The organism is Micrococcus flavus (assembly GCF_014204815.1).
In the GTDB taxonomy this organism is placed as follows: domain Bacteria; phylum Actinomycetota; class Actinomycetes; order Actinomycetales; family Micrococcaceae; genus Micrococcus; species Micrococcus flavus.
This window is the reverse complement of sequence record NZ_JACHMC010000001.1, coordinates 766,418-791,147: the sequence shown is the minus strand read 5'-3', so window position 1 is coordinate 791,147 and position 24,730 is coordinate 766,418. Positions and strand designations below refer to the sequence as shown.

The window sequence follows — 24,730 nt, the reverse complement described above, 5'->3', positions numbered from 1 at the left end:
CAACGACCTTCACGGTGGGGGACGTCGGGCGCCGCCGGCACCGGGGCGACGCGCGGCGCGCGCTCACCCGCACGTGCGGCGGCCTGCGGGCCAGTCTAGTGTCCGGCGTGGACGCCGGATCCGTAGGCTGTGCGGCATGACGGCCCCCTCCTCCGCTCCCCCGCCTCGGCCGTCGGGCGCCGCGGCCGCCGACGGTCTGCGCGTGCGCGGCGTCGACCTGGACCCGCAGACCCGGTGCGCCCACTGGCACACCGCGCTCGACGTCGTCGCCCTCCGGCTCGCCTGCTGCGAGCACTACTGGGCGTGCCGCGACTGCCACGACGCGCTCGCGGGCCACCCCGCGGTCCCCGTGCCGCGGGCGGGTTTCGACACCCCGCACGTGCTGTGCGGCGCCTGCCGGGCGGAGCTGACCGTGCGCGAGTACCGGGCCGCCATGGCCGAGGACCGACCCGCGTGCCCGCGGTGCGGCACCGGGTTCAACCCCGGATGCTCCCGGCACGACCACCTCTACTTCGCCTCGGACGGCGCCCGGTGAGCGCCGCGCGGGCGCGGGGCCTGTGGAACCTCGTGAACCTGTCCACGCCGCTGGGGGTGGCGGGCGCCGTCGTCGCGGGGTGCCCCCTGCGCCCCGGTCCCCATGGGCTGATGCGGGCCGAGGGGTGGCGGCATGCGTTCCCGGGCGGGGCCGCGTTCACGGTGGGCGACGTGGTGTTCACCCGGCCGGGGCCCGAGGTGACCGAGGAGCTGTGGCGGCACGAGGGCGCGCACGCCGCGCAGTACGCCCTGTGCCTGGGCCTGCCGTTCCTGCCGCTGTACGGGCTGGCGGCCGCGTGGTCCACGTGGCGCACCGGCGATCCCGCGTCCCGCAACCCCTTCGAGCGCGGGGCCGGGCTGGTGCGCGGCGGCTACGTGCAGCGGGCCGTGCGCCGCGGCCCCGGCCGGGGCCGCGTGCGGGCCGCCCTCGGTGACCGCCGGGACGCGGCCCAGGCCGCCCGGGGCGCGGGCGGGGCCACGTGACGGACCCGCCGGTCGAGCGTCAGTGGAGCGCGCCGCCGGGCACGGCGAGGTCGGGGCCGTCCTCGAGGGCGGCGAGCGCCGTCTCCGCCACGGCCCGCGCGAGGGCCTCGGCCGGGAGCGACGGCGTCGCGGGGTCCGGCCGGTGCGCCTCGTCCCACGGGACGTGCACGAACCCGGCGCGGCGGGCGGCGCCGGGCGCGTCCAGGAGCGCGTACATGACGTGGTTGCACACGAACGTCCCGGCGGACAGGGACAGCTCGGCCGGCACCCCGGCCGCCCGCGCCCGGGCGAGGGCCCGCTTGACCGGCAGGGTGGCGACGTGGGCCGCCGGCCCGTCGGCGCGCACGGGCCGGTCCACGGGCTGGGCTCCGGCGTTGTCCGGGATGCGGGCGTCCTGCAGGTTGACCGCCACGCGCTCGAGGCGCACCCGCTCCGTCCCGCCTGCGAGCCCGACGGCGACGACCACCTCCGGCCGCACCTGCTCGAGGGCCGCGCGCAGGGCCGGCCCGGACCCTGCGAAGGTGCACGGCAGCTCCACGGCGCGGGCCTTCACCCCCTGCCGCGCCAGCAGGACGGCGGCGTCGCGGGCGGCGACGATCGACGGATTGTGGGGGTCGCCGCCGAAGGGCTCGAACCCCGTGAGCAGCACGTGCGCGGATGCGGTCATGGGGCCAGGGTAGGCACGACGACACGGTGGCCGCGGCGATTGCCGACGGTTCGAACACATGTTCTAATGGAGCCCTGCGATGGGAAGCGCAGAACCCGCGGCCGGGGGCGGAGTCGCGCAGACGGGGTCCGGCACGCCGGTCGGCCCGCCCGTCCGCCGCCGCCCCCGGCCCCGCGGGACACCGTCCCGCTCAGAGGCCGGTGCGTCCCGTCGCCAAGAAGGCGAGGAGGGCGTCCACGATCGGCCGGTCGGCCGGGATCCACCGCAGGGCATGCAGGTCCTCGGGGGTGAGCGCCGTCCACGCCAGGAGGTCGTGGTCCTGGAGCGGTCGCGGCTCGGCATCCGGGTCTTCCAGTGCCCCGAAGAACACGCGCATCCGGGCGCCGTTGGCCAGCACCCACCCCTCGGGGTCCGCGGCGGTCACCTCGGCGCCCAGACGCACCGCCACGCCGAGCTCCTCACGCACCTCGCGGATCAGCGCGTCGCGCGGCTCCTCCCCCGGCTCCACCTTCCCGCCGGGGAACTCCCACAGCCCGGCCAGGGCCGCGGGGGCGGACCGTCGAGCCGTCAGCAGCGACGTCGGCCCGGCCGGGGCGTCCAGGAGCGCGACGCCCACCACGAGGCGGGGCGCACGGGGGGCCGGTGTGTCGGAGGTCATGCCGTCAGCCTAGTCAGCGGCGCGGGAGCAGCCCGCCGCGCTCCGTAGGCTGGGGCGGTGCCCCAGCCGAGTCCTCACAGGAATCCCCGCCCCGTGCCCGCCTCCCCCCTGGGCGGCGCCGCCCCGTCGACCGACGGCCGCGACGCGCGGCTGCTGCCGGCCATCCTCGCGCTGGCCCTCGGCAGCTTCGCGATCGGGACCACCGAGTTCGCCATCATGGGCCTGCTGCCCGAGGCCGTGGCGGACCTCGGCGTGGACATGCAGGCCGGCGGCGTCCTCATCTCCATGTATGCCCTGGGCGTGGTGGTCGGCGCCCCCGTGCTCGCCGCGGGTCTGGCCCGCATGGACCGCCGGACCTCCAGCATCCTGCTGATGGTGCTGTTCCTCGTGGGGCACGCCGGCTCCCTGCTCGCCCCGACGCTGGGGACGATGATGGCCGCCCGGTTCGTCTCCGGCCTGCCCCACGGCGCGTACTTCTCCGCGGCCGCCCTGGCGGCCGCCCACCTGGCCGGCCCGGCCCGGAGGGGCCAGGCGGTCGCGTGGGTCATGGCCGGCCTGTCCGTGGCCAACGTGCTCGGCGTGCCCGCGGCCACCGCCCTGGGCCAGACCGCCGGATGGCGGTGGATGTTCGTGATCGTCGCCGGCTGCGCCCTGGCCTGCATCGTGGCCACCGTGCTGCTCGTGCCCCGGGTCCCCGCACCCGAGGGCTCCTCCGTGGCCCGCGAACTGCGCGGCCTGGCCTCGGGACGCCTGTGGGCCACCGTGTCCATCGGAGTGATCGGCTTCGCCGGGATGTTCGCCCTCTACACGTACATCGCCCCGCTGCTGACGGACGTGGCCGGTCTCGAGGCGCGCTGGGTGCCCGCCGTGCTCGCGCTCTACGGCACCGGCATGGTGATCGGCACGCTCGTGGGCGGCGCGCTCACGGACCGCGATCCCGTGACCACGCTGCGCCTGAGCTTCGCGGTGAGTGGCGCGGGGCTCCTGGGCGTCGGCCTGACCGCGCCGTGGTGGCCCGCCCTGCTGACCTGCATGCTCGTGGTGGCGCTCGCGGGATCGGGGATCGCTCCCGCCCTGCAGGTGCTGCTGGTGGACGCCGCGCCCGGCGCGCCCCAGCTCTCCGGCGCGCTCAACCACTCGGCCCTCAACATGGCCAATGCCATGGGCGCCTGGGTCGGCGCGGCGGCCATCGGGGCCGGCGCGTCCCTGCAGGCGCCCCCGCTGCTCGGCGCCGGGATCGCCGGTCTGGGCGTCCTGCTGTCCGTCGCGCTCCTCCGCCGCGCATGACGGACGTCACCCGTGGAACCCCCTTGTCACCCTCCAGGCCCGGCCGGTAAGTTCAAGTAACGACCCTGTCATCACTCGAAAGGAACTCCACCATGGGCTTCATCGCCTGGATCATCCTCGGCCTCATCGCCGGTGCCATCGCCCGTCTGATCCTCCCGGGCCAGCAGGGCTCCGGCTGGCTCGGCGCCCTCATCACCGGCGTCCTCGGCGCCCTCCTCGGCGGCTGGATCGGCCAGCTGCTGGGCTTCAACCCCAACCAGGAGTTCTTCTCCCTGACCACCTGGATCTTCGCGATCCTCGGCGGCGTCATCGTGGCCGCCATCTGGCAGGCCATCGCCGGCCGCCGCGGCACCCGCGTCTGATCGACTGATCAGCGCCCGGCTCTTTGAGGGGCCACCCGCACGCCAGAGGGGCGGGACATCGGATCACCCGATGTCCCGCCCCTTTCGCGTGCGCCCACCGTCGGGTGCGGGGTCACCCCCGTCGCGGTGCGGCCATGGCCGAGGCGTAGAGGCACACCGTGGCGGCGGTGGCCACGTTGAGGGACTCCGCCGCCCCGTAGAGCGGCACCGCGACGCGCCGGTCCGCCAGGGCGAGCTCCGTGTCGTCGAGGCCCTGGGCCTCGTTGCCGAAGAGCCAGGCGGTGGGGGCGCCGACGACGTCCCCCGCCAGTCGGTCGAGGCGGTCCGTCCCGTAGCCGTCCGCCGCCCAGACCTGCAGTCCCGCCGCCCGCGCGTCGTCCGCGGTGCGGCCGACCTCCGCCCCGGTCAGCACGGGCAGGTGGAACAGGGACCCCGCCGTGGAGCGCACCGCCTTCGGCCCGAACGGATCCACCGACCCCGACGTGAGCACCACCGCGTCCGCCCCGGCGGCGTCCGCCGCCCGGAGGACGGTGCCCGCGTTGCCGGGGTCCTGGACACGGCAGAGCACCGCGGCCAGCCGGACGTCCCGCCAGAGCTCCTCGGCCGGCACCGGCTCGGGGATCCGCGCCACCGCCACGATCCCCTGGGCCGTCACCGCGTCCGTCATGGCCGTCAGCACCTCGTCCACGGCCTCGCGGACAAGGAGCCGGTCCTCTCCCTCGAGGCCGTGGACGCGGACCACGAGATCCCCCAGCTCCGGGTTCCGCCGGGCCAGGTCCGGGGCCACGAACACCTGCGTCAGGACGTGGCCGGGACGCCACTGCCGCCGGGCCCGCTCCGGCCCCTCCCCGAGATGGGCGCGAAGAGCCTCGCGGCAGCCCTGCGGGCCCTCCACGAGGAAGGTCCCGGACCGACGCCGGGCAGCCCGGCCCGCCAGGGCGGCGACGGCGCGCACACGCTCGGCCCGGGGATTGTCCATGACGTCGGACGGTGCAGGGGAACGGGTCTCGCGGGGCATGGCGGTCCTCCCAGGGTCGGGGCGATGAGGTGGGGCGGCGAGGGCCCGGTGACGCTGCGGCGTCGCACCGGGCATGACGAAGGGGCGGGCCCGTGCGGGCCCGCCCCTGCGGTCACGGCGCGCTCACGCGCGGCCTGCGGCTCAGCGCGAGGCGGCCGGGGCGTTGACGTCCGCCGGCAGGGCCTTGCGGGCGGTCTGCACGAGCGCCGTGAAGGTCGCGGCGTCGGAGACGGCGATCTCGGCGAGCATGCGGCGGTCCACCTCGATGCCGGCCAGCTTCAGGCCCTGCATGAAGCGGTTGTAGGTCATGCCGTTGGCGCGGGCGGCCGCGTTGATGCGGGTGATCCACAGGCGACGGAAGTCGCCCTTGCGCTTGTGACGGTGCTGGTAGTTGTAGACGAACGAGTGGAGCAGCTGCTCCTTCGCCTTGCGGTACAGGCGCGAACGCTGACCGCGGTAGCCCGAGGCGCGGTCCAGGATCGTCCGGCGCTTCTTGTGGGCGTTGACCGCCCGCTTCACACGTGCCACGTGTGTTCTCCAATCTGTGAGGTCCCCGCCGGCACTGCGCGCGCCGCGGCGGGAGGAAGGTCGGGACCGGCCCTGCGGGCCGGAGGGGATCAGATGCCGAGCATCCGCTTGATCGTCTTGATGCTGCCCTTGGAGACGGCCTTGTCCCCGGCCAGACGGCGCGTCAAGCGGGAGGACTTGTGCTCCAGGTAGTGGCGACGGTTGGCCTGCTGGCGCATGATCTTGCCGGAGCCGGTCACGCGGAAGCGCTTCTTGGCGCCGCTGTGGGTCTTCATCTTCGGCATGGCAGCCGTTCTCCTTCGTCGTCAGCTGCCCGCGCCCGACGGGCGCAGGTCAGTGCTGTTCTCGCCCGCCCCGTGCGGGGCGGGCCGGTCTGGGACGCGACGCGCGGTGCGCGCCGGGGTTGTTCAGCCGCGCTGGCCGGGCTTGGGCGCCCCCCTGCGGGGGGTGGCCGGCTTGGGCGGGGCGGGCATCGGCTTCGGCACTGGGGTCGGCTTGGGAGCCGCCGCGGGCTTCGGCGCGGACCCGGGGGCCACGGCAGGCTTCGCGGCCGGGGCCTGGGGGGCGGGCGTCTTCGGGGCGGCCGGGGCCTTCGGAGCCGCCTGGCGGGGAGCCGGCGCGGCCCTCTTCTCCGCCGGGGCCGCCTGCTGCGGCGCCTCGGGGGTCCGCTCCGACTCCGCCGGAGCAGCGGACTGACGTCCGGCCTCCTCGGCGCGCTCGGCCGCGAAGGACCGCAGCTGCTCCGGGAAGGCGTCGCCCACGGAGTTCTTCACGGGCGCGGCGTTGGCCTCGGCCTTGGCCGCCGCGGCGGCCCTGGCCTCCCGCGCCGCCTGGTCGCGGCGGGAGCCGCCGCCCTTGCGCTCGCGCTGGGGGGCGGTGTCCTTGACCTGGTCCTCGCGGGCGTCGGCCTTGGTGCGCACCGGCCCGATGACCATCACCATGTTGCGGCCGTCCTGCCGCGGCTGGGACTCGACCGTGCCGAGCTCCGCCACGTCTGCGGCGAACTTCTCGAGCAGGCGGATGCCGAGCTCGGGACGCTGCTGCTCGCGGCCGCGGAACTGGATGATGGCCTTGACCTTGTCACCCTGGCTCAGGAACTTCTTGGCGTGGCCGGTCTTGGTCTCGTAGTCGTGCGAGTCGATCTTCAGACGGAAGCGGACCTCCTTGAGGACCGTGTTCACCTGCTTCTTGCGCGACTCACGGGCCTTGACGGCCGCCTCGTACTTGAACTTGCCGAAGTCCATGAGCTTGCACACCGGAGGCTTGGCCGTGGGGGCCACCTCCACGAGGTCCAGATCGGCCTCTCCGGCGAGGCGCAGGGCGTCCTCGATGCGGACGATGCCGACCTGCTCGCCGTTCGGGCCGACGAGTCGGACCTCCGGAACGCGAATACGCTCGTTGATGCGGGGATCGCTGATGGTGCCACTCCTGTTTGCTGGACGATGGGGTCCCGCGCGGGCCGGAGCGGCCTCCATGAAGAAGGCCCCCCCTGCGTCGCGCAGTCGGGAGGCCTCGAAACGGTCCCGGGACGGGACCCTTCGCCATGGGCGCCGGCCGTGCCGGTGTCCCGAGGACACCGGACGACCGCCGCTCACGCGGTGACCCGGCAACTCGGCCCGGGGCTGCCGGGCATGCTGCTGACGCGGGTGGGAGGAGGCCTCCACTTTCTCTCCCTCCGGACAGCACGACGACGCGCCGACCGGAGAGGGTCTGTGGGAAGCTTACCACCATGACCGCAGAGAACAGCCATGCGCACGAGGCCGCCGAGGCACCCGCCCAGATCCGCGAGATCCACGAGGTGCCCGCAGCCGAGGTGATCACCACCACCGCCGTCCACCTGATGACCGCGTCCGCCGTGAAGGTCGGCCTGGCCGACGGCCCGGACGCCCGCGAGCTCGTGGACCTCGACGAGGCCCGCAAGCTGATCACGGCCCTGGCCGGACTCGTCACCGCCGCGGCCCCCGAGATCGGCAGCCAGCACGCCGGACCGCTGCGCGACGGCCTGCGCTCCCTGCAGCTCGCCTTCCGTGAGGCCTCCCCGTTCCCGGACGCCCCGGGCAAGGGCCCGGGCGAGAAGTTCACCGGGCCCGTCAGCTGACGCGACGACGTCGCCCCGGCTCAGCGCTCGGCGTCCTCCTGCCGCAGGTGGGCGGACGCCGAGCGCGTGAAGACCGCCAGCAGGCCGATCGAGGAGACCAGCAGCAGTCCCACACCCAGGGGCGCCGCGCCCATGCTCACCAGCCACCACCCGAGGACCGCGCCGAACAGCTGGACCGCCACCGCCGCCCCCCGGCTCCAGCCCCGGCCCCGCAGCATCCCCGCCGCGGCGGCGCCGACCCAGGCGGCGAGGATGAGGTAGATCGCCACCAGGAAGAGCCGGGCGGCGGGCGGAAGACCGCCGGAGCCGAACTGCAGGACCGCGTCCCCGGCGAGGAGGAGCAGGGCCGCCGACTCGAGCGCGAGCGCGCCCGCCGCCACCAGGACGGCGGCGGGCGTGCGGCGTCGGGGACGGCGGTCACGATCCGGGGCGGAGGGGCGGACGGGCGACGGGGTCATGGGCGGCCTTCCGGTCGGAGCGGGGGTGCGGTCGAGGGGCGGGACGAGGTCGTCGCCGTCACCCGCCGCTGCGGTCATGATGGCCCACGCTACGCGGCCGACCGGCGCGCTCCGGCTGTGACGAAGGCCTCAGTGAGGGGCACACGATGTGATCCATTCATCCCTTGTTCACGGTGCAAGCGCGTGGGAGGATCACTACCGATCAGTTTCTCGCGGGGACCGTCTCGACCGATGCGGTCCCCGTCGCATTTGACCCGGTCGTCCGCATCCCGGGACGGCGGCGCGTCGCGCGCCCCGTGCCCGCCGCGGCCGTGACGACCAGCATCCGGCGGCCCCGAGCCCCGCAGCAGACACAGGAAGCGAGCATCACCATGGACTGGCGCAGCAAGGCCGCCTGCCTCGACAAGGACCCCGAGCTGTTCTTCCCGGTCGGCAACACCGGCCCCGCCCTCCTCCAGATCGAGGAGGCCAAGGCCGTGTGCCGCACGTGCGAGGTGATGGACACGTGCCTCAAGTGGGCCATGGAGTCCGGCCAGGACTCCGGGGTGTGGGGCGGCATGAGCGAGGACGAGCGCCGCGCCATGAAGCGCCGCGCCGCGCGCGCCCGACGCTCCTCCTGACCGCGCCCCGGCCGCGGCGCCGCTCACTCCACCGGGATCCGCACCGACGCCCGCGTGCCGCCGTCGGACAGCCGCCGCCAGCGCAGGGTGCCGTGCAGGTCACCGGTGACCAGGGTCTGCACGATCCGCAGTCCCAGCCCCGAGGGTGAGGGCGCGGGCACGAACTCCTCGCCGTCGTCCTCGGGGCCGGCGATCCCGTCCGTCACCGAGAGCGCCAGGACGTCCCCCGCGGGGGTGCGCTCCCGATGCGCACGGAGGGCGACCCGCCCGCCCTCCGGACCGGTGCCGTGCTCCACCGCGTTCGTGGCGAGCTCGTTGACCGCGAGCGCGAGCGAGGTGACCACGTGCGAGGGCAGGACCCCGAACTCGGCCTCCACCACGGACTCGAGCGGGCGGCCGTCCCCGGCCACCTCCACGGCCAGGCGGAACTGTCGCGCCATGAGCGCGTCCACGGAGACCTCGGAGTCGAGCTGCTCGCTGAGCGTCTGGTGCACGAGGGCGATCGTGTCCACCCGTTGCATGGCCTGCCGCAGGGCCCGCTGGGTCTCCGGGGAGCCGGTGCGGCGCGCCTGCATGCGCAGCAGGGAGCCCACCGTCTGCAGATTGTTCTTCACCCGGTGGTGGATCTCGCGGATGGTGGCGTCCTTGCTCATCAGCCGTTGCTCCTGTCGGCGCAGCTCGGTGACGTCCCGGAGGAGCATGAGCGCGCCGCGCCAGCCCGCGGCGCCCCGGAGGGGCACGCAGCGGACCGTGAGCGTGGCCCCGTGGGCCTGGACCTCGGTGCGTCCGGCGCGCTGACCGCTGAGCACCGCCCAGGAGCCCTCCTCGACGGGACGGCGCACGGCGTCGGCGCCGGCGAGCAGCTCCGTGAGCGAATGCCCGGGCACGCTCGCGTTCACCCCGAGGCGCCGCAGCGCGGAGACGGCGTTGGGGCTCGTGAACCGTGCGGCCGAATCGGGGCCCAGGATCACGAGGCCGTCCCCCACGCGCGGGGTGCCGCCGATCCAGTAGGCCGGCGGATCGTGGGGGTCGGGCCACCGGCCGTGCTGGACCATGTCCAGGAGGGTGCCGGCCGAGGCGAGGTAGTTCTCCTCGATCGCCGAGCGCGCCGGCCTCGAGTGGGGGTCCTCGTGGGCGCTGACGACGCCGACCACGCGCCCCGCCCGCACGACCGGCCACAGGCGCACCTGGAAGGACGCGCCCGGCTCCACGAGCGGGCCCGCGCCGTCCGCGGGCGGCCCCGCGCGCCACACCCGGTCCAGCAGGGCGCGCAGGTCGGCCCGGGCGCGGGAGCCGACGATGTCGCGGTGGAACAGGGTGGGGGCGGTGAAGGGGCGCACCTGCGCCATCGCGATGTGACCGCCGCCCGCGTGGGAGGCGGGCGCGGGGTGCCAGAGCACGAGGTCGGCCAGGGCGAGGTCCGCCACCAGCTGCCAGTCCCCCACCAGCATCTGCAGCCAGGCCCGGTCCTCGGGCGCCAGGTCCGGGTGGGTGCTCAGGGGGTCCGACGCGAAGGTGCTGGCCATGGGATCACCCTACGGCGCGGTCGGCCGGCCCGGCCCTGGGCTCCCGCGGTCGCGCGCGCGGCGACCTCGGGATCCCGCCGCGCCAGCTCCCGCAGCGCGCGGCGCAGCGGACCGGACGGCGCGGCCTCGGCGAGCACCTGACCGCCGAACAGGGCACGGTCCGCCGCCTGCGGATCCCACGGCAGCTGGGCCACCAGCGGCAGGTCCGGTCCGTACCGGGCCCACACGCCGGCCACCTGGGCCTGCGGCGAGACCCCGGAGGCCTGGGGCCGCACGCGGTTCATCACGACCTCGATCCGTTCCCTCGGCACCTCCTCGGGGAGCGTCTCGAGGGCGCGCAGCAGACGCGGCAGGGACACGGCGTCCGCCCCGCCCACGGCCATCACGCGGTCCGCGAGGGACAGCGCCAGCACGGCGGCGCCGTTGCGCTGCGGGGCCGGGACGTCGAAGGAGAGCTCCTCATCCTGTTCCAGACTGAAGCCCACGTCCACCACCACGCGGTCCCACCCGCGCCGCGCCTCCGCGAGGACCTGACGCAGCGCGGAGGGGCGAAGCTCTGGCCACCGCTCGGGACGGGTCAGGCCGGTGAGCACGTCGAGCCGCCCGCCGGCCACCCGCACACCCACCGCGGCGTCCACGAGGTCCTCGGTGGAGAGCGGGCCGCGGTCTGCCCGGTGGGCGGCGCGCGCGACGCCCGCGGTCTCCTCCGTGAGGCCCAGGTACACACCGACCGCCGGCCCGTAGGTGTCCAGGTCGACCACGAGCGTCCGCAGCCCGGACACCGCGTACTCGGCCGCCAGGTTCACGGCGACCGTGGTGCGCCCCGGGGCGCCGGCAGGGCCCCAGACAGCCACCAGGGCCGGTCCGGGGCGGCCCGGTCCCCCACGCCCCTCCGGAGCCCCGGCTCCGTGCGGTCCGGTGTGCCCGCCGGCACCCGCCTCGGCGTCGACCGCGTTGCGCTCCCCCGGGGCCTCGGCCGTCCGATGGGCGGCGTCCGTCCCGGCCGCGGAGGGCAGGGCGGGGCACGGCGCATCGCCGAACAGGCCGGCCAGCTCCTCGTCCGCGACGACCGCGACCCCGTTTCCCTCCTCGGCGCCGGAGGCCTCCCCAGCGAGGTCCCCGGCGGCCGAGGACCGCTCGGGCTCCCGGTCCGGACCGCGGCCCGCCGCCGCCGTCCGGCGGTGCGCCGGCGCATCTCCTCCCCCCGTGTCCGGCTCAGTACCGGGCGGGCCCGCCTGGACCACGGGCTCGGCGGGCATGTCCCCGGGGTCCCGGTCCTCCTCGTCGACGGGCACGTCCGCGGTCCGGCCGGTGTGGGCCGCACGGACCGCCTCATGGACCGCGGCCGCGAGCGCGAGGGGCTCCACGTCCGCCCGCAGACACGGTACGCCCAGGGCACGCAGCCGTTCCCGGTCCTCGCGGACCTCGCTCATCGCCGAGACCCCCACGGGGCGGGGGGCACGGGCCATCTCCTCCAGCACACCGCGGCCCAGCTGGTCCGCCCCCTGCGCGACGAGCACCGCGTCCACGAGGCCGGAGCGGGCCACCGCGATCAGCTCGGCCAGGTCGGCGGCCCGCCGCACCACGGTGATCTCCCCCTGGGCACGCTCGAGGGCGCCGACCAGGTCGGACCCCTCGGGAAGGACGACCGCGAGCGAGACGCGCACGCTCAGCCCTCCCCGAGCGCGGGCACGACGGTGATCCGCGCGTCGGACGTCTTGGCGTCGAGCAGCCGCGGCAGCAGCTCCTCGTCGGCCATGAGCTGCAGCCTCGTGGTGGCGGTGCCGCCGAGGCCCCCCGCCTCCTCGGAGCGCTCGGCGATCTCCACGCCGGCGGCCAGCCGCTCGGGGGGCTGGTGGCCGCGCCCGTCCTTCTTCGGTGCGGCCGCCCATACGTCCACCCGGTCTCCGACGCCCACGCCGGTGGGCAGGGGCTCGGCCAGGGCCACCCCGACGGGGCGGCGGCGCGCCGGGTCGACGGGGGCCATCACGCCGGCGGGCACGAGCTCGCCCCGCCGCACGACGGCCCCCACCACCTGCCCGGCCGGTGCGGGGCGATCCGTGGACAGGTACAGGCCGGCGACGTCACCTAGCTGCGCCTCGGCGGGCACGAAGGCCGCGGCGTCCACGGGGGACCCGGGCGCGAGGTCGCGGGCCGCGGCCCAATACGTCTGCGTGCGCTGGGCCGCGGTGAGCAGGGCGACGACGCCCGCCACCGAGGCGAGCACGAGCACGAGTCCCACCAGCAGGCGGGGATCGCGCCAGCGCGGGCGGCGCAGACGGGCGCCCTCGGCGGGTGTGGCGCGGTCGACGGTCATGGTCGGTTCCCCCTTCGCACGAGCCCGTCACCGGGCCGCGCGGGCCGGGCGCCCCGTCAGCGCCGCGCCCCCGCGCACGCCCCACAGTAGCCATCCGCGACGGGCCCGGCGGGCATCCGCGCCCCAGGTGTGGAAAAGTGTCCCGGGTCCGTCCGGCGGACGCTTCAATGGGAGTGCAGGCGATCCCGTCCGCACCGTCTCGTCACCATCTCCGGGAGGATCCGTGCAGCGCTTTCTGACCCTGACCGACGTCGCCGAGGTCCTGAACGTGTCCGTGAGCCAGGCCCGGGCCCTGGTGCGCACCGGGGACCTGCAGGCCATCCAGGTCGGCGGGCGGGGCCAGTGGCGGATCGAGGAGTCCTGGCTGGACGAGTTCGTGGAGCGTCAGCGCGCCGTCACGCGTGAGCGCGTGGAGCAGTGGACCCGGGAGGACGCCGGCGCCGACCGGTGAGCACCGGGCGCCTCAGACGCCGCCGGCGTCCGCCACGAGACCGAGGGCGGAGAACGGCACGGTGAGCCGGCCTCGGACCGCCGACCGCCGCCGGGCCTCGTCCCGGGGATGACGGGCCACGTCGAGGTGGTCCGCTCCGACCCGGTCCACCGTGCCCTCGGCCACCGCCGCGCCGGACGGGGAGGTCAGCCGCACCGCCGCTCGGGCCCGCGCCAGGCGGCGGAGCGCGGCGGCGAACGGCACCCGGGCGGAGGGCCGGTCCGGGGCCTCGGCGGCCGACCCCAGGTCCCCCTCGACGGCCATCAGGGACGCGAGCGGGACCAGGAGCCCGCCGCCCGCCTCGACCACGCCGCCGATCCATCCCTCGCCCACCGACTCGAGCCGTACATCCCGGTGCTCCCCCCAGATCAGGTGCAGGCGCATCGTCCGGCCGATCCCGCCCCGGAGCCGGTCGGCCAGGCCCAGCCGCGACCACTCGCCCCGCGTGAGCTCCGCCGCCTCCGTCTGCAACGCCCGGCGGTCGAGCTCCGCCCACTGCGCCTCCAGGTCGTCGAAGAGTCCGTCCCATCGCATGGGCACAGCCTAGGACGCGTGCAACGCACAACGAAGCAGACCGCCGAACGTCATCAAAATGCACCAAAGTGCATCATTGACAACGTATCGAGCCGTCTGCTTCACTGGTCACGACAACGTTCACGGGCGGCACGGGAGCCGTCCGGACGACGATCGGAGGGGATCATGTCCGCAGTCACGTCGCACCCGCAGCCCCGGTGGGACCGGGCGACGCCGCCCGATCTCGTCGCGGCCGCACTGCTGGCCGTGGCGGGCCCGGCGCTCCTGACCGCGTCCGCGAGCCTGTGGCGGAGTGCTCCCGCCACCACGGAGGACGCCGTGCTGCGACTCCTGGCACTGCTCGCGGGGATCGCCGGGCTGGCCCTCCTGGCCTGGTGGGCCGTGGGCCTGCTGGGACTCGCGCTCCAGGCGGCGGGGCGGCGCACCGGGCGGGCGGGCTGGGAGCGCGTCGGCCTGCGGCTGACCCCGGGCATGCTGCAGCGGGTCGGGGCTGCCGTGCTCGGCGCCCAGCTGATCGCGGCACCGGCGGCCCTCGCCGACACCGGGCCCGTCCGGACCGGCCCCGTCGACGCGTCCTGGAGCTCCACCGCCCCGGCGGACACCGCGGACCGCGCGGAGGCCGACCGCCCGCCCAGCGCGGCGTGGACGCCTCGATCCCCCCAGACCCCGCCCCCCGGCGCGGCCCCGGCCGGCCGCCCCACCGCGGAGCACCCCACCGTGACGGTCCGCTCCGGCGACTGCCTCTGGGACATCGCCGCGCGGGAGCTCGGACCCGACGCCACGCCGCGGGAGGTGGACCGCCGGTGGCGGGACTGGTACCGCGAGAACGAGGACACCATCGGACCGGACCCCCACACGCTCCTGCCGGGCACCGTCCTCACGGCGCCCGTCTTCTCGCCGCATGCCGCGCCCGTCACCGAGGCCGCGGCGCCATGAGCCCCGCCCCACGGGTCGCCGGGGCCTCTCCCGGCGGCGCTCGACCCCACGCCGACCCCCTCGGCGCCGTCTCCCCCTCACCGCACGCTTCCCACGCACACCACCAGGAGGACGCCATGACCGCTCTCGCCACCGCCCCCGCCCGTCCGCATGCCCGCCCGGCAGCCCGCCCCTCCGAGGGATCTGCGCTCCTGCACGGCACGGCCCGACGCACGGCCACCCTGCCGCGCGCCGCGGACCTGCTGCGTCGCGTCGACCGTGAACAGGACCGGGAGGAGCTGCGCCGAGTGCGCTCGCTCGCGGCCGTCGTCGCGGTGGCGGTCGTGGAGACGGAGGCGGGCCGCCGCCCGCTCCGCGATCTGGCCGGGTGGCTCGATCCGGAGGCCTTCGAGAAGATGAGCCGCCGGGTGGACCTGCTCGACCGCACCGGCGCCCGCCCGTCCCTCAGCACCGCTCCTCGGCCGGCCGGGGCACGGGTCTGCGAGGTGGCCCCCGGGCGCATCGAGGCCAGCGCCACCGTGGTCGTCGGCGGACGGGCCAGGGCGCTGGCGCTGCGCATCGAGCGGCGCCTGAGCCGCTGGAAGGTGACGGCCGTCGAGGTCGGCTGACCCCGCTCCCTGCGCCACAGGCCCGGACGGCCGCGTCGCTGCGCGGCCGCCCAGGCCTGTGGTCGCTCCGTGGGACCGGTCAGTCCTGGCGGCGCTCCTGCCGGGCCTGGCGGCGTCGCGAGGCCCGGTTGGTCCCCGCGTCGACCGTGCGCCCGTCACCGGTGACGGCTTTCGCCTCCACCGCATCCCCGTCCTCGGACGGGCCGATCAGGCGCAACTGCGCGGGCTGGCGCGGAGTCTCCACGCCCTCGATCGAGATCTGGGGAGCCATCGTGGCCGCCCGCGCGTCCTTCACGCCCGGCAGCTGCGTGGGCGCCGGAGCGGCGGCGATCTGAGCGCGGAACAGGATGCGCACGGACTCCTCGCGGATCGCCGCGAGCATGGCCTGGAACATCGTGTAGCCCTCGCGCTGGTACTCCACGAGCGGCTCGCGCTGGGCCATCGCCCGCAGGCCGATGCCCTCCTTGAGGTAGTCCATCTCGTAGAGGTGCTCCTGCCACTTCCGGCCCACCACGGACAGCACCACGCGACGCTCGGCCTCGCGGAGGTTCTCCGCCCCGACCTGCTCCTCGCGGTCGTCATAGGCCAGCAGCGCGTCGGACACGAGCTCGCGGCGCAGGTCCGCGGCCTTCAGACGCCCCCGCCCCCCGGCCTCCGCCACCACGTCCTCCGGGGTGATGCCCACGGGGTAGATGTCCCCCAGATCGGCCCACAGCTGGTCGAGGTCCCAGTCGGTGGGTCCGCCCTCCTCCGTGTGGGCGTCCACGACGGCGCCCACGGCCTCCGCCACGAACCCGCGCACCTTCTCCCCGAGGTTCTCCCCCTCGAGGATCGAGCGGCGGTCCGCGTAGATGGCCTCGCGCTGACGGTTCATGACGTCGTCGTACTTCAGGACGTTCTTGCGCTGCTCCGCGTTGCGCCCCTCCACCTGCGACTGGGCATTCTGGATGGCCGAGGAGACCATCTTGAACTCGAGGGCCATGTCGTCCGGGATCGAGGCGGAGTTCATGATCCGCTGGGCCGCGCCGGGGTTGAAGTTGCGCATCAGGTCGTCCGTGAGGGACAGGTAGAAGCGGGACTCGCCGGGATCGCCCTGGCGCCCGGAGCGGCCGCGCAGCTGGTTGTCGATGCGCCGGGAGTCGTGGCGCTCGGTGCCCAGCACGTAGAGGCCACCCGCCTCGCGCACCCGCTCCCGGTCGTCGATCACGGCCGCCTCGGCCTGGGCCAGCACCTCGGGCCAGCGGGCCTCGTAGGCCTCCGGGTCCTCCGCCGCGTCCAGGCCCAGCTCGGCCATGCGGGCGACGGCGGAGAACTCGGCGTTGCCGCCGAGCATGATGTCCGTGCCGCGGCCGGCCATGTTCGTGGCCACGGTGACGGCGCCCGACCGGCCCGCCTGCGCCACGATCGCGGCCTCGCGCGCGTGGTTCTTGGCGTTGAGGACCTCGTGGCGGATGCCGGCCTTGGACAGCAGGGTGGAGAGGTACTCGGACTTCTCCACGGACGTGGTGCCCACCAGGACGGGCTGGCCCGCGGCGTGCCGCTCCTGGATGTCCGCGACCACGGCGTCGAACTTGACCTTCTCGTTCTTGTAGACGAGGTCGTTGCGGTCGACGCGGCGCTTCTCCTTGTTCGGCGGGATCACGACCACGCCGAGGCCGTAGGTGGACGTGAACTCCGCCGCCTCGGTCTCGGCGGTGCCGGTCATGCCGGAGAGCTTCTCGTAGCCGCGGAAGTAGTTCTGCAGGGTGACGGTGGCCAGGGTCTGGTTCTCCGGCTTGACCTCGACGCCCTCCTTGGCCTCGATGGCCTGGTGCAGCCCCTCGTTGTAGCGCCGGCCCTTCAGGACGCGGCCGGTGTGCTCGTCGACGATCTGCACCTCGCCCTCGAGGACCACGTAGTCCTTGTCCCGCTGGAACAGCTCCTTGGCCTTCACCGCGTTGTTCAGGTACTGGATGAGGGTGGTGTTCTGCGCCTCGTACAGGTTCGCGATGCCCAGGTGGTCCTCGACCTTCTCGATCCCGGGCTCGAGCACGCCCACGGTGCGCTTCTTCTCGTCCACCTCGTAGTCGGTGCCCTTGTCCAGCTTCCGCGCGAGGCGGGCGAACTCGCTGTACCAGCGGCTCGTGGCTCCCTGCGCGGGCCCCGAGATGATCAGCGGGGTCCGCGCCTCGTCGATGAGGATCGAGTCCACCTCGTCCACGATCGCGTAGTGGTGGCCGCGCTGGACGAGCTCCTCGAGGGACCAGGCCATGTTGTCCCGGAGGAAGTCGAAGCCGAACTCGTTGTTGGTCCCGTAGGTGATGTCCGCGGCGTACTGGGCACGGCGCGTGGCTGGGTCCTGACCCGAGACGATCACGCCGGTCTCCATCCCCAGGAACCGGTACACGCGCCCCATGAGGTCGGCCTGGTAGGAGGCCAGGAAGTCGTTCGTGGTGACCACGTGGACGCCCTTGCCGGTCAGCGCGTTGAGATAGGCCGGCGCGGTGGCCACCAGCGTCTTGCCCTCACCGGTCTTCATCTCCGCGATGTTGCCCCGGTGCAGGGCGATCCCGCCGAGCAGCTGCACGTCGTAGTGCCGCTGGCCGAGGGTGCGGCCGGCCGCCTCGCGGACCGCCGCGAACGCTTCGGGCAGCAGCAGGTCCAGCGACTCCCCGTCGGCTGCCCGGGCTCGGAGCGTGTCCGTCTCCGCGCGCAGCTCGGCGTCGGAGAGCGCGCGGAAGTCCTCCTCGAGGAGGTTCACGGCGTCCACCGTGCCCCGCATGCGGTTCAGGACGCGGTTGTCCGAGATCTTCAGGACGCGGTCGATGATCGAAGGCACTGGTTCTCTGCTCCCTTGCGGTGAGGCCCGGGCTCAGGTCGCGCACGACGGCGGCCGCCCGGTCCGGTACGCGGTCGTCCGCACAGTCTACGGTCCGGTCACCCGGGGCCGTCGTCGCGCCGGTGCGCGCGCAGGGGTGCCACGAGGTCCCCGGGGGCGTCCGCGTCCACCACGACGCCGGCCAGCCCGGCCCAGCACGCCAGGCGCCGCAGCTCAGCCGCCAGCGCGGCGGCCACCCCCTCCACCGTGGGAGCGGCGCCCCGAGGCCCGGGCACCGCGGCCGGGTCCTCCGCCCAGGCGCCGCGCACCCGCAGGACGGGCGGGTCCGCGCGGCGGTCCGCCGTGAGGTCGGCCTGTGCGGTGAGCCGCTCACCCTGCAGGAGCAGCAGGGGGTAGTAGCCGCGGTCGCGGCGGGCGGCCGGGGTGTAGATGCCGATCCGGTACCGCACTCCGAACAGCCGCTCGACCCGGGGCCGGTGGAACACGAGCGGGTCGAACGGGTTCACGAGCGCCACGGCCTCGGCCGTGCGCGGCGTGCGCGCCCGCGGGTCGGCCCAGGCCTGCACCGGCCGGCCGGGACCCAGCCGCACCCGCACGGGCGCGGCCTCCCCCCGGTCCCGCAGCACCCCCAGGGCCCGCGCCGTGAGCGTGACGGGCAGCCGGTGGTAGTCGGCCACGGCCGCCGTCGAGGCCACCCCGAGGGCCCGCACCGCAACGGCGGTCAGCGGGAGCGCCGCCGCCAGCGCGGGGTCGCCCGCGGCACGGGGATCCGTCGGGACCGGCGTCAGCCCGCCGCGCCCCTCGGGCCACAGCAGGGAGGGCAGCGCGTAGCGCCGCTCGAAGGAGGCGGTGCGTCCGGCGGCCACCACCTCCCCGGTGGCGAACAGGTGCTCCAGCACGCGCTTGCCGCGGGACCGGTTCCATCCCCAGCCCTGCTCTCGCGCTCCCGCGTCCACGCCCCGGGCCTCGACCTCCCGGGCCGTGAGCGGTCCGTGGCGGTCCAGCAGGGCCAGGACCTGCTGCCGGGCCGCCCGCAGCTCGTCCTCGGGGAGGTCCGCGGCCAGCGGCCACGTGCGCGACTGCAGGGCCACGAGCGCGGATCTGCGCTCGGCGGGGACGATCGACGCCTCGTGCGCCCAGGCCTCCGTGTATCGGTGGGGCCGCGCCGAGACGAGCCGGTCGACGTCGGCCGGGTCCACGCCGTCGAGCCGGGCGTGGAACGGCATGAGGTGGGCGCGCGCCAGGACGTTCACCGAGTCGATCTGCACGACGCCCAGGCGGTCCATGACGGACCGCACGCGGCGCGCCGAGGCGGCCGGCCGCGGTCCGGCCAGCCCCTGGGCGGCGAGCACCACGCGGCGGGCGCGCGAGGCGGACCACACGGGGGCGGCGTCGCCCGGGTGCTGCCCGGACGACGCCGCCCCGCCGTGTGCGGACGTGCCGCTCACGCCTCATGCATCCGCGTCGGCCTCCGCCCGGTACGGTCGCTCCGCGACGCCGGCCGACGCCCCGTGGTCCGCCGGCAGGTCCGGGTCGAGGGTGAGGACGCCGTAGCTCCAGCCGCGGCGGCGGTACACCACGGACGGGGTGGACGTCTCCGCGTCCTGGAAGAGGTAGAAGTCGTGGCCCACGAGCTCCATGGCGTCCACGGCCTGGTCCACCGTCATGGGGGTGGCGGGGAAGGACTTGGCCCGGATGCTCACGGGGGTGCCGCTGGCCGGCACGCCGGAGGCCTCCTGGGCGCTGGCCTCGAGGTCCTCCCCGGTGGCCGGCAGCGGCGGGACGAAGGCCACCTCGGCAGCGCCGCGCGATCCCGGGCTCCCCTTGCCGTGGCGGCGGTCCTTGCGGCGGTCGCGCATCCGGCGCAGCCGCTCGGCCAGGCGCGCCGACGCCGCGTCGAACGCCGCGAGCTTGTCGTCCGCGTCCGCCTCGGAGCGCACCACCTCGCGGGCGCCGCGCACGGTGAGCTCCACGCGCACGGTCTCCTCCGAGTGGCGGTGGTGCGAGGACTTGGTGACCTTGACCTCGAGGGTGTCCGCGCCCTCCGCGAGCTGTTCGATCCGCTCCCGGCGCTCCTCCACGTGGTCACGGAAGCGGTCCGTGAGGGTGAGGCCTCGGGCGATGTAGCTGACGTCCAGAGTCATGGTGTCCTCCTGAATCCGACTCACTCGGGCCCCGCGTGCGGGCCGGGAGGTCGCGGTCCCCGTCCTCGGGACCACCGCGCGGGCGGTCCGGGTGAGAGGGGGCGATCCTCCTTCCGGCCGTGGGCGGGACGGGAGCAGCTGGCGCGTGCTCCGTGCCCGGCACACTACCCCCGCTCCGCGTCCGGGGACCAGGACGGTCCGGCGGGGCCCTCAGCCCTCCGCCCCGCCGCGCGGGTGACGCGGGGGTGCGACGGCTGCGAGCACCACGGCGCCCACCGGGTCGGCTCCCGCCGCGCGCACCGCGGCGGCCAGCGCAGCGAGGGTCGCCCCCGTGGTGAGGACGTCGTCCACCAGGAGCACGGGGGTGCCCGGACGCACGCGCCCGGGGCGCGCCCGCCAGCCGCGGTCCCGACCCCGGCGCTGCCGCGCGTCCGCACCGGCGTGGGCGGATGCTGCGCCGGCCGCCCACGGCGGCCGCGGCACGCCGAGCCGTGGGGCCACGACGAGATCCCGCCGCACCCACGCCGGCGGCAGGGCACCGGTGAGCTCGCCGAGCGGGTCGTAGCCGCGCCTCCGGTGCCCGGCCGCCCCGCCGGGCACCGGCACGAGCAGGGCGTGCGCGGCCCGGGGCACGGACGGGTCGAGCCGGGCCACGGCGACGGCGCGCGCGAGCGCGTCGGCCAGCAGGGGGCGCAACACCAGGGCGTGGTGGTCCTTGAAGGCGAGCACCGCCGTCGCCAGCTCCTCGGCGTACGTCCCGGCCGCCGTGACCGGCAGCGGAGTCCCGTCCGGGCCCAGGGGCAGCGCCAGGGCCGCCTCCTCCGCCCGGCGGGGCACGGCCAGCCGACGCCCCACCTCCGCCGCGCACCCCGCGCACAGCCGGGTCCCGGGGCGGGCGCACACCGCGCAGTCGGCGGGGAGCACGAGGTCCACGATCCCCTCGAGCAGGGAGGTCCGGTCCGGTCGGGCGGTGCCTGTCATGGCCGCAGTCCAGCACGGCACGGAGGCCCGGGTGCGCCGCGGACCGCTTCTGTGCGGGGCGGTCGCCGGTGCAGGAGGCGGCGGGACCGAGGACCGCGCCGCCCCGCCGTGCGGACGGGCGCGCCTCAGCCGGGGAAGGACAGGTCCCGGACGGGCCGCTGGAGCTCCTGCGCGCGCCACGAGGAGCCCACGAGCAGGAACACGTCGTCCGGCGTCTCGGCGTAGAGCGCGCCGTCGTCGCCAGAGGAGATCCCCTGCAGCCCGGCCAGCGGGTTCAGGACACGCGAGGTCCCGTCGAGGGACACGATCTCCGGCCGCACCCGGTCCTCCGCGTCGGACGCCACGCGGGTGACCACCATGCTCTCCTCGCCCGCCCAGAGCGCCAGGTCGGGCGGCACCTGGGTGGGCACCCGCACCGGCTCCGTGAGGGCGGTGGGCACGGCGTCGTCCCCGCGCACGATCCCGGCGACGCGCAGGGAGCGGTCGCCGCTGCCGTCGGCGACGACAAGGGCGGCCCGCGTCCCGCTGAAGCCCACGTGCAGGTCGACGATGCTCTCCCCGTCCTCGAGCCACGGGACGCTGACCACGCGCCGCGGTCCGGAGGCGTCCGCCGGCACGGCGTAGACGCGTGCGTCGGCGCCGCGGTCCACCGTCCAGGCCCAGCCGTGCGTGTCCATGCTGGGAGAGGTGAGGGCCGATCCCTGGAGCACGGTGGACCGACCGCCGTCCGCGACGGCGAGGTGGAGCGCCGTTCGGGACGGGTCCAGGAAGGCGAAACGGGTGCGGTCCCGGTCCATCGTCGGCGCCACGGGGCGCAGGTCGGAGACGTCGGGGACGCCCCCGGCGGGCGAGACGGCCAGCCCCTGGAACAGCACCAGGTCGTCGGTCGCGGCGTCCACGCCGACCTGCACCGTGCCCACGGACGCCTCCGTCAACGCCGCCGGCGGCGCCGTGCCGCCGCTCGCCGGCGTCAGGGGGCGTCCGTCGACCGTCACCTCCACGCGGTCCACGCCCGCGACGCCCGTCAGGGTGAGCTCCATCTGCTCGCGCATGCGGAACAGCTGCTCGGTGTCCGCGCCCTCCGCGGTGGCCGGGGCGAGGTCGACCGTCGCGACCCCGGCCTCGGAGACCGGGACGGAGGGGCTCGAGAGGTCGCCGCCCGTGCGCAGCGGGAATGCCGTGTCGACGGCGCCCGTGAGGTAGGGCGCCGGGCCGTGCAGCAGGGCGCGGGCGAGCGAGGTGACGGTGCCGCGGCGGTTGACGAACCAGCGGATGTCCGGGACCGCGTAGGTGCGGGTCTGGTCGTAGAAGTACAGGGTCTGGGGGGCGAACAGCTGAGCGAACTGCGTGGTGGACAGCAGCGTTCCGTCCGGCAGGGAGGTGATGCGCGGCTCGCCGGCCACCTCCTCCACGGTGACCTCCCAGCCGCGCGTGGTGCCGGTCGGCGCCTCGGTGCGCAGACCGTACTCGTCCACCTCCGCGGCCACCTCCAGCTGCAGCTCCCACGTCCCCTCGGTCTGACCCCGGACCAGGGTGGGCTCGCCGGAGTACACGACCGTGGTGCGGGCGGGGTCCCAGCGCTCCACGGCCTCGCCCGCCAGGTGCTGCCGCGCGATCGCGTACCCGTCTTCGGGTGCCGTCCCGGCCAGCACGAACCCCCGCACCACCTGCTCGGCGGAGGCGCCCTCCGCCGGGCCCGGCGGGTGGAACTGCGGCACGTTCTCCGGACCGCCGCCGGTGTCCAGGGGGGCGCCGCTGCGCACCGCCGAGGACTGCGGCACCTGGGCGCAGCCGGACAGGGCCAGGGCCAGCGCTAGGACGGCTGCCGCCACGGACCGGGCCCGACGGAGGGCGGGACGAGAGGCGGGAGGGGTCATCCGAGCTCCTGTTCACGCACGCGGTCGACGACGCCCGCCGCGGGGGCCGGCCGAGGAGCCGGCTTCTCCTGGTCGTCCACGGGCACCGGGGTGTGCAGGTCGGTGGCCAGCCGGCGGTCGGCGCGGTCGTACTCCGGCGGGATGGGCAGCGCGGCGCGCCGCACGGCCGCCGGCTCGCCGCCCTCCTCCGCGGTCCGGATGCGGGGCACCGTGACCATGAACACCGAGCCCACACCGAGCTCGCCCCAGGCCTCGAGGCGGCCGCCGTGGAGCCGGGTGTCCTCCGTGGCAATGGCCAGGCCCAGTCCCGAGCCGCCCGTGGTCCGCTTCCGGGAGGGGTCGGCGCGCCAGAACCGGTCGAACACGCGCTGGACCTGCTCGGGAGTCATGCCGAGGCCCCGATCCACCACCGCCACGGACACCACCTCGGGATCGGAGGCCACGAGGACGTCGACGGGCGCCCCCTCCGCGTGCTCGATCGCGTTGTTCACGAGGTTGCGCAGGATGCGCTCGATCCGCCGCGGGTCGACGCTGGCCTGGTGCCCCGCACCGTCCTCGGCGCCGAACGGCACGAGGTAGACCGGCACGCCGGCCTGCTCGGCCAGGGGCTGGGCGGTGAGGACCACGTCCCGGGCGAGCTCGAGCAGGTCCGTGTCCTCGAGGGCGAGCTGCGCGGCGCCGGCGTCGAACCGGGTGATCTCCAGCAGGTCCGCGAGCATCGTCTGGAAGCGGTCCACCTGGTGGTAGAGGAGCTCGGTGGAGCGGCGGTTCACCGGGTCGAAGTCCTCACGCGAGCCGTAGAGGACGTCGGCGGCCATGCGCACCGTGGTCAACGGCGTGCGCAGCTCGTGGGAGACGTCCGACACGAACTGCTGCTGCATCCGGGACAGCTGCGCCAGCTGGGTGATCTGCTCCTGGATGTTGTCCGCCATCCGGTTGAACGAGGTGCCCAGACGGGCCATCTCGTCCTCCCCGCGGACCGGCATGCGCACGGCGAGGTTGCCCCCGGAGAGCGACTCGGCCGCCGTCGCGGCCTGCTGGACCGGACGGACGACGCTGCGCGAGGCCCACCATGCCACGAGGGCGTTGACCACCAGGAAGCCGCTGCCGAACAGCAGCAGCACGCCGAGCACCGAGTCCAGGGACTGCTGGACGTCCGAGAGGTCGTACACCAGGTAGAGGGCGTACGAGGCGCCCGACGGGAGCACCACCTGCGTGGCGAACACGAGCCCCGGTCGCGTGGCGCCGCCCCCGTTCGGCAGCGCGACGGAGGCGTCGAAGACGCCGGGCCCGGAGGCCACGGCCTCGCGCAGGTCCTCGGGGATGACGTCCGGGTCGAGGCCCTGGGAGGAGACCGTGCCCACGTAGGTGGCGCCGGAGCCGGGCAGCGGCTCGAGGTGGAAGCGCCGCCGGATGGTGGTGCCGGTGTCGCCCTCGAGGGCGCGCATGGTCTGGCTCACCAGCGCGTCCGTGGTCTGCTCGTCGGTGGAGGCGGCGGACGCGAAGGTGTCCTGCACGAGCGAGAGGCCGCGTCGGGCCTCCGCCTCGATCTGCGCGTGGCGGGCGTCGAAGAGGGCCTGCGCCACCTGGTGGGTGAGCAGGCCGGAGACCGCGAGGCTCGCCAGGAGCGACAGCAGCCCCGCGACGACGGCGGTGCGCAGCTGGAGCGAGCCCGTCCACCGTCGGCGGAGCCGGCGGTGCCACGGCTCGGGCGGGGCGGCCGCGGCGGGAGCGGCTGGCGCCGTCGTCTCCGCCGGCGCAGGGGCGTCGGGCGGGGCGGTCACCG

26 protein-coding genes are annotated in these 24,730 nt (G+C 75.7%); 9 read left to right on the top strand and 17 right to left on the bottom strand.

What is annotated here, in order from left to right; translation table 11 throughout:
* The first annotated feature begins 136 nt into the window (after window positions 1-136).
* Window positions 137-535, top strand: a complete 399-nt coding sequence (locus BJ976_RS03810; RefSeq protein ID WP_135029511.1) for a CHY zinc finger protein — start codon at window positions 137-139, stop codon at window positions 533-535.
* On the top strand, window positions 532-1,017 hold the full coding sequence (locus BJ976_RS03805; protein ID WP_308421568.1) for a hypothetical protein: 486 nt from the start codon (window positions 532-534) through the stop codon (window positions 1,015-1,017). Before BJ976_RS03810 ends, BJ976_RS03805 begins: the two co-directional genes overlap by 4 nt.
* 19 nt (window positions 1,018-1,036) lie before the next feature.
* Here the strand turns inward: BJ976_RS03805 and BJ976_RS03800 are convergent, their stop codons facing one another.
* Window positions 1,037-1,684: a pyroglutamyl-peptidase I gene (locus BJ976_RS03800; RefSeq protein ID WP_135029513.1), complete on the bottom strand. Its 648-nt coding sequence runs from the start codon at window positions 1,682-1,684 to the stop codon at window positions 1,037-1,039.
* A gap of 190 nt (window positions 1,685-1,874) precedes the next feature.
* Window positions 1,875-2,342, bottom strand: a complete 468-nt coding sequence (locus BJ976_RS03795) for a (deoxy)nucleoside triphosphate pyrophosphohydrolase (protein WP_135029515.1) — start codon at window positions 2,340-2,342, stop codon at window positions 1,875-1,877.
* Between the two features lie 93 nt (window positions 2,343-2,435).
* On the opposite strand from BJ976_RS03795, the gene BJ976_RS03790 reads away from it, so the two are divergent.
* Together BJ976_RS03790 and BJ976_RS03785 are read left to right on the top strand one after the other, a co-directional pair.
* Complete coding sequence (locus tag BJ976_RS03790; protein ID WP_135029517.1) at window positions 2,436-3,629, top strand: MFS transporter; 1,194 nt, start codon at window positions 2,436-2,438, stop codon at window positions 3,627-3,629.
* A gap of 92 nt (window positions 3,630-3,721) precedes the next feature.
* Entirely contained in the window at window positions 3,722-3,991 is a 270-nt protein-coding gene (locus BJ976_RS03785) for a GlsB/YeaQ/YmgE family stress response membrane protein (RefSeq protein ID WP_135029519.1), read from the top strand.
* Between the two features lie 112 nt (window positions 3,992-4,103).
* Here the strand turns inward: BJ976_RS03785 and BJ976_RS03780 are convergent, their stop codons facing one another.
* The 4 genes from BJ976_RS03780 to infC all read right to left on the bottom strand — a co-directional run bounded on the left by BJ976_RS03780 (window position 4,104) and on the right by infC (window position 7,012).
* Complete coding sequence (locus BJ976_RS03780) at window positions 4,104-5,009, bottom strand: TrmH family RNA methyltransferase (protein WP_135029521.1); 906 nt, start codon at window positions 5,007-5,009, stop codon at window positions 4,104-4,106.
* Between the two features lie 141 nt (window positions 5,010-5,150).
* On the bottom strand, window positions 5,151-5,537 hold the full coding sequence (gene rplT, locus BJ976_RS03775) for a 50S ribosomal protein L20 (protein WP_135029523.1): 387 nt from the start codon (window positions 5,535-5,537) through the stop codon (window positions 5,151-5,153).
* An 89-nt stretch (window positions 5,538-5,626) separates the two neighbouring features.
* Window positions 5,627-5,821, bottom strand: coding sequence for a 50S ribosomal protein L35 (gene rpmI / locus BJ976_RS03770; RefSeq protein WP_135029525.1), 195 nt, complete (start codon window positions 5,819-5,821; stop codon window positions 5,627-5,629).
* 123 nt (window positions 5,822-5,944) lie between these two features.
* On the bottom strand, window positions 5,945-7,012 hold the full coding sequence (gene infC, locus BJ976_RS03765; RefSeq protein WP_135029527.1) for a translation initiation factor IF-3: 1,068 nt from the start codon (window positions 7,010-7,012) through the stop codon (window positions 5,945-5,947).
* A 254-nt stretch (window positions 7,013-7,266) separates the two neighbouring features.
* Between infC and BJ976_RS03760 the strand changes: the two genes are divergently transcribed.
* Complete coding sequence (locus BJ976_RS03760) at window positions 7,267-7,635, top strand: DUF1844 domain-containing protein (RefSeq protein ID WP_135029529.1); 369 nt, start codon at window positions 7,267-7,269, stop codon at window positions 7,633-7,635.
* A 20-nt stretch (window positions 7,636-7,655) separates the two neighbouring features.
* Here BJ976_RS03760 and BJ976_RS03755 read toward each other — a convergent pair whose 3' ends face one another.
* Window positions 7,656-8,093 carry a hypothetical protein gene (locus BJ976_RS03755; protein WP_135029531.1) on the bottom strand — a complete coding sequence of 146 codons (438 nt, stop codon included), beginning with the start codon at window positions 8,091-8,093 and terminating at the stop codon, window positions 7,656-7,658.
* A gap of 371 nt (window positions 8,094-8,464) precedes the next feature.
* On the opposite strand from BJ976_RS03755, the gene BJ976_RS03750 reads away from it, so the two are divergent.
* Window positions 8,465-8,713 carry a WhiB family transcriptional regulator gene (locus tag BJ976_RS03750; RefSeq protein WP_135029533.1) on the top strand — a complete coding sequence of 83 codons (249 nt, stop codon included), beginning with the start codon at window positions 8,465-8,467 and terminating at the stop codon, window positions 8,711-8,713.
* Window positions 8,714-8,736: 23 nt separating this feature from the next.
* Here BJ976_RS03750 and BJ976_RS03745 read toward each other — a convergent pair whose 3' ends face one another.
* The 3 genes from BJ976_RS03745 to BJ976_RS03735 are packed head-to-tail and all read right to left on the bottom strand — an operon-like array spanning window position 8,737 to window position 12,556.
* Complete coding sequence (locus tag BJ976_RS03745; RefSeq protein WP_135029535.1) at window positions 8,737-10,239, bottom strand: sensor histidine kinase; 1,503 nt, start codon at window positions 10,237-10,239, stop codon at window positions 8,737-8,739.
* Entirely contained in the window at window positions 10,209-11,906 is a 1,698-nt protein-coding gene (locus BJ976_RS03740) for a CpaE/TadZ family protein (protein WP_229667368.1), read from the bottom strand. Before BJ976_RS03740 ends, BJ976_RS03745 begins: the two co-directional genes overlap by 31 nt.
* 2 nt (window positions 11,907-11,908) lie before the next feature.
* A complete protein-coding gene (locus BJ976_RS03735) occupies window positions 11,909-12,556 on the bottom strand; it encodes a flagellar biosynthesis protein FlgA (RefSeq protein WP_135029537.1) in 648 nt (215 codons plus the stop codon).
* Between the two features lie 223 nt (window positions 12,557-12,779).
* Between BJ976_RS03735 and BJ976_RS11975 the strand changes: the two genes are divergently transcribed.
* Window positions 12,780-13,007 (top strand): helix-turn-helix domain-containing protein, encoded by a 228-nt coding sequence (locus BJ976_RS11975; protein ID WP_229667369.1) that lies wholly within the window; start codon window positions 12,780-12,782, stop codon window positions 13,005-13,007.
* 12 nt (window positions 13,008-13,019) lie between these two features.
* Here BJ976_RS11975 and BJ976_RS03725 read toward each other — a convergent pair whose 3' ends face one another.
* Window positions 13,020-13,580 (bottom strand): hypothetical protein, encoded by a 561-nt coding sequence (locus BJ976_RS03725; RefSeq protein WP_135029540.1) that lies wholly within the window; start codon window positions 13,578-13,580, stop codon window positions 13,020-13,022.
* A 165-nt stretch (window positions 13,581-13,745) separates the two neighbouring features.
* On the opposite strand from BJ976_RS03725, the gene BJ976_RS03720 reads away from it, so the two are divergent.
* Together BJ976_RS03720 and BJ976_RS03715 are read left to right on the top strand one after the other, a co-directional pair.
* Entirely contained in the window at window positions 13,746-14,516 is a 771-nt protein-coding gene (locus tag BJ976_RS03720; RefSeq protein ID WP_135029542.1) for a LysM peptidoglycan-binding domain-containing protein, read from the top strand.
* A 116-nt stretch (window positions 14,517-14,632) separates the two neighbouring features.
* Window positions 14,633-15,124, top strand: a complete 492-nt coding sequence (locus tag BJ976_RS03715; protein WP_135029544.1) for an Rv3235 family protein — start codon at window positions 14,633-14,635, stop codon at window positions 15,122-15,124.
* Window positions 15,125-15,203: 79 nt separating this feature from the next.
* Here the strand turns inward: BJ976_RS03715 and secA are convergent, their stop codons facing one another.
* From secA to mtrB, 6 genes are all read right to left on the bottom strand, one after another.
* A complete protein-coding gene (secA, locus tag BJ976_RS03710; RefSeq protein WP_135029546.1) occupies window positions 15,204-17,942 on the bottom strand; it encodes a preprotein translocase subunit SecA in 2,739 nt (912 codons plus the stop codon).
* Window positions 17,943-18,040: 98 nt separating this feature from the next.
* Window positions 18,041-19,390 (bottom strand): winged helix-turn-helix domain-containing protein, encoded by a 1,350-nt coding sequence (locus BJ976_RS03705; protein ID WP_229667371.1) that lies wholly within the window; start codon window positions 19,388-19,390, stop codon window positions 18,041-18,043.
* A gap of 3 nt (window positions 19,391-19,393) precedes the next feature.
* Window positions 19,394-20,086 (bottom strand): ribosome hibernation-promoting factor, HPF/YfiA family, encoded by a 693-nt coding sequence (hpf, locus tag BJ976_RS03700; protein WP_135029548.1) that lies wholly within the window; start codon window positions 20,084-20,086, stop codon window positions 19,394-19,396.
* A gap of 210 nt (window positions 20,087-20,296) precedes the next feature.
* The gene (locus BJ976_RS03695) at window positions 20,297-21,067 is read right to left on the bottom strand and encodes a phosphoribosyltransferase family protein (protein WP_135029550.1); all 771 of its coding nucleotides are present in this window, start codon (window positions 21,065-21,067) and stop codon (window positions 20,297-20,299) included.
* A 125-nt stretch (window positions 21,068-21,192) separates the two neighbouring features.
* A complete protein-coding gene (locus tag BJ976_RS03690; protein ID WP_135029552.1) occupies window positions 21,193-22,944 on the bottom strand; it encodes an LpqB family beta-propeller domain-containing protein in 1,752 nt (583 codons plus the stop codon).
* Window positions 22,941-24,728 carry an MtrAB system histidine kinase MtrB gene (gene mtrB, locus BJ976_RS03685; protein ID WP_135029553.1) on the bottom strand — a complete coding sequence of 596 codons (1,788 nt, stop codon included), beginning with the start codon at window positions 24,726-24,728 and terminating at the stop codon, window positions 22,941-22,943. The genes BJ976_RS03690 and mtrB overlap by 4 nt, the downstream gene beginning before the upstream one ends.
* Window positions 24,729-24,730 lie beyond the last annotated feature (2 nt).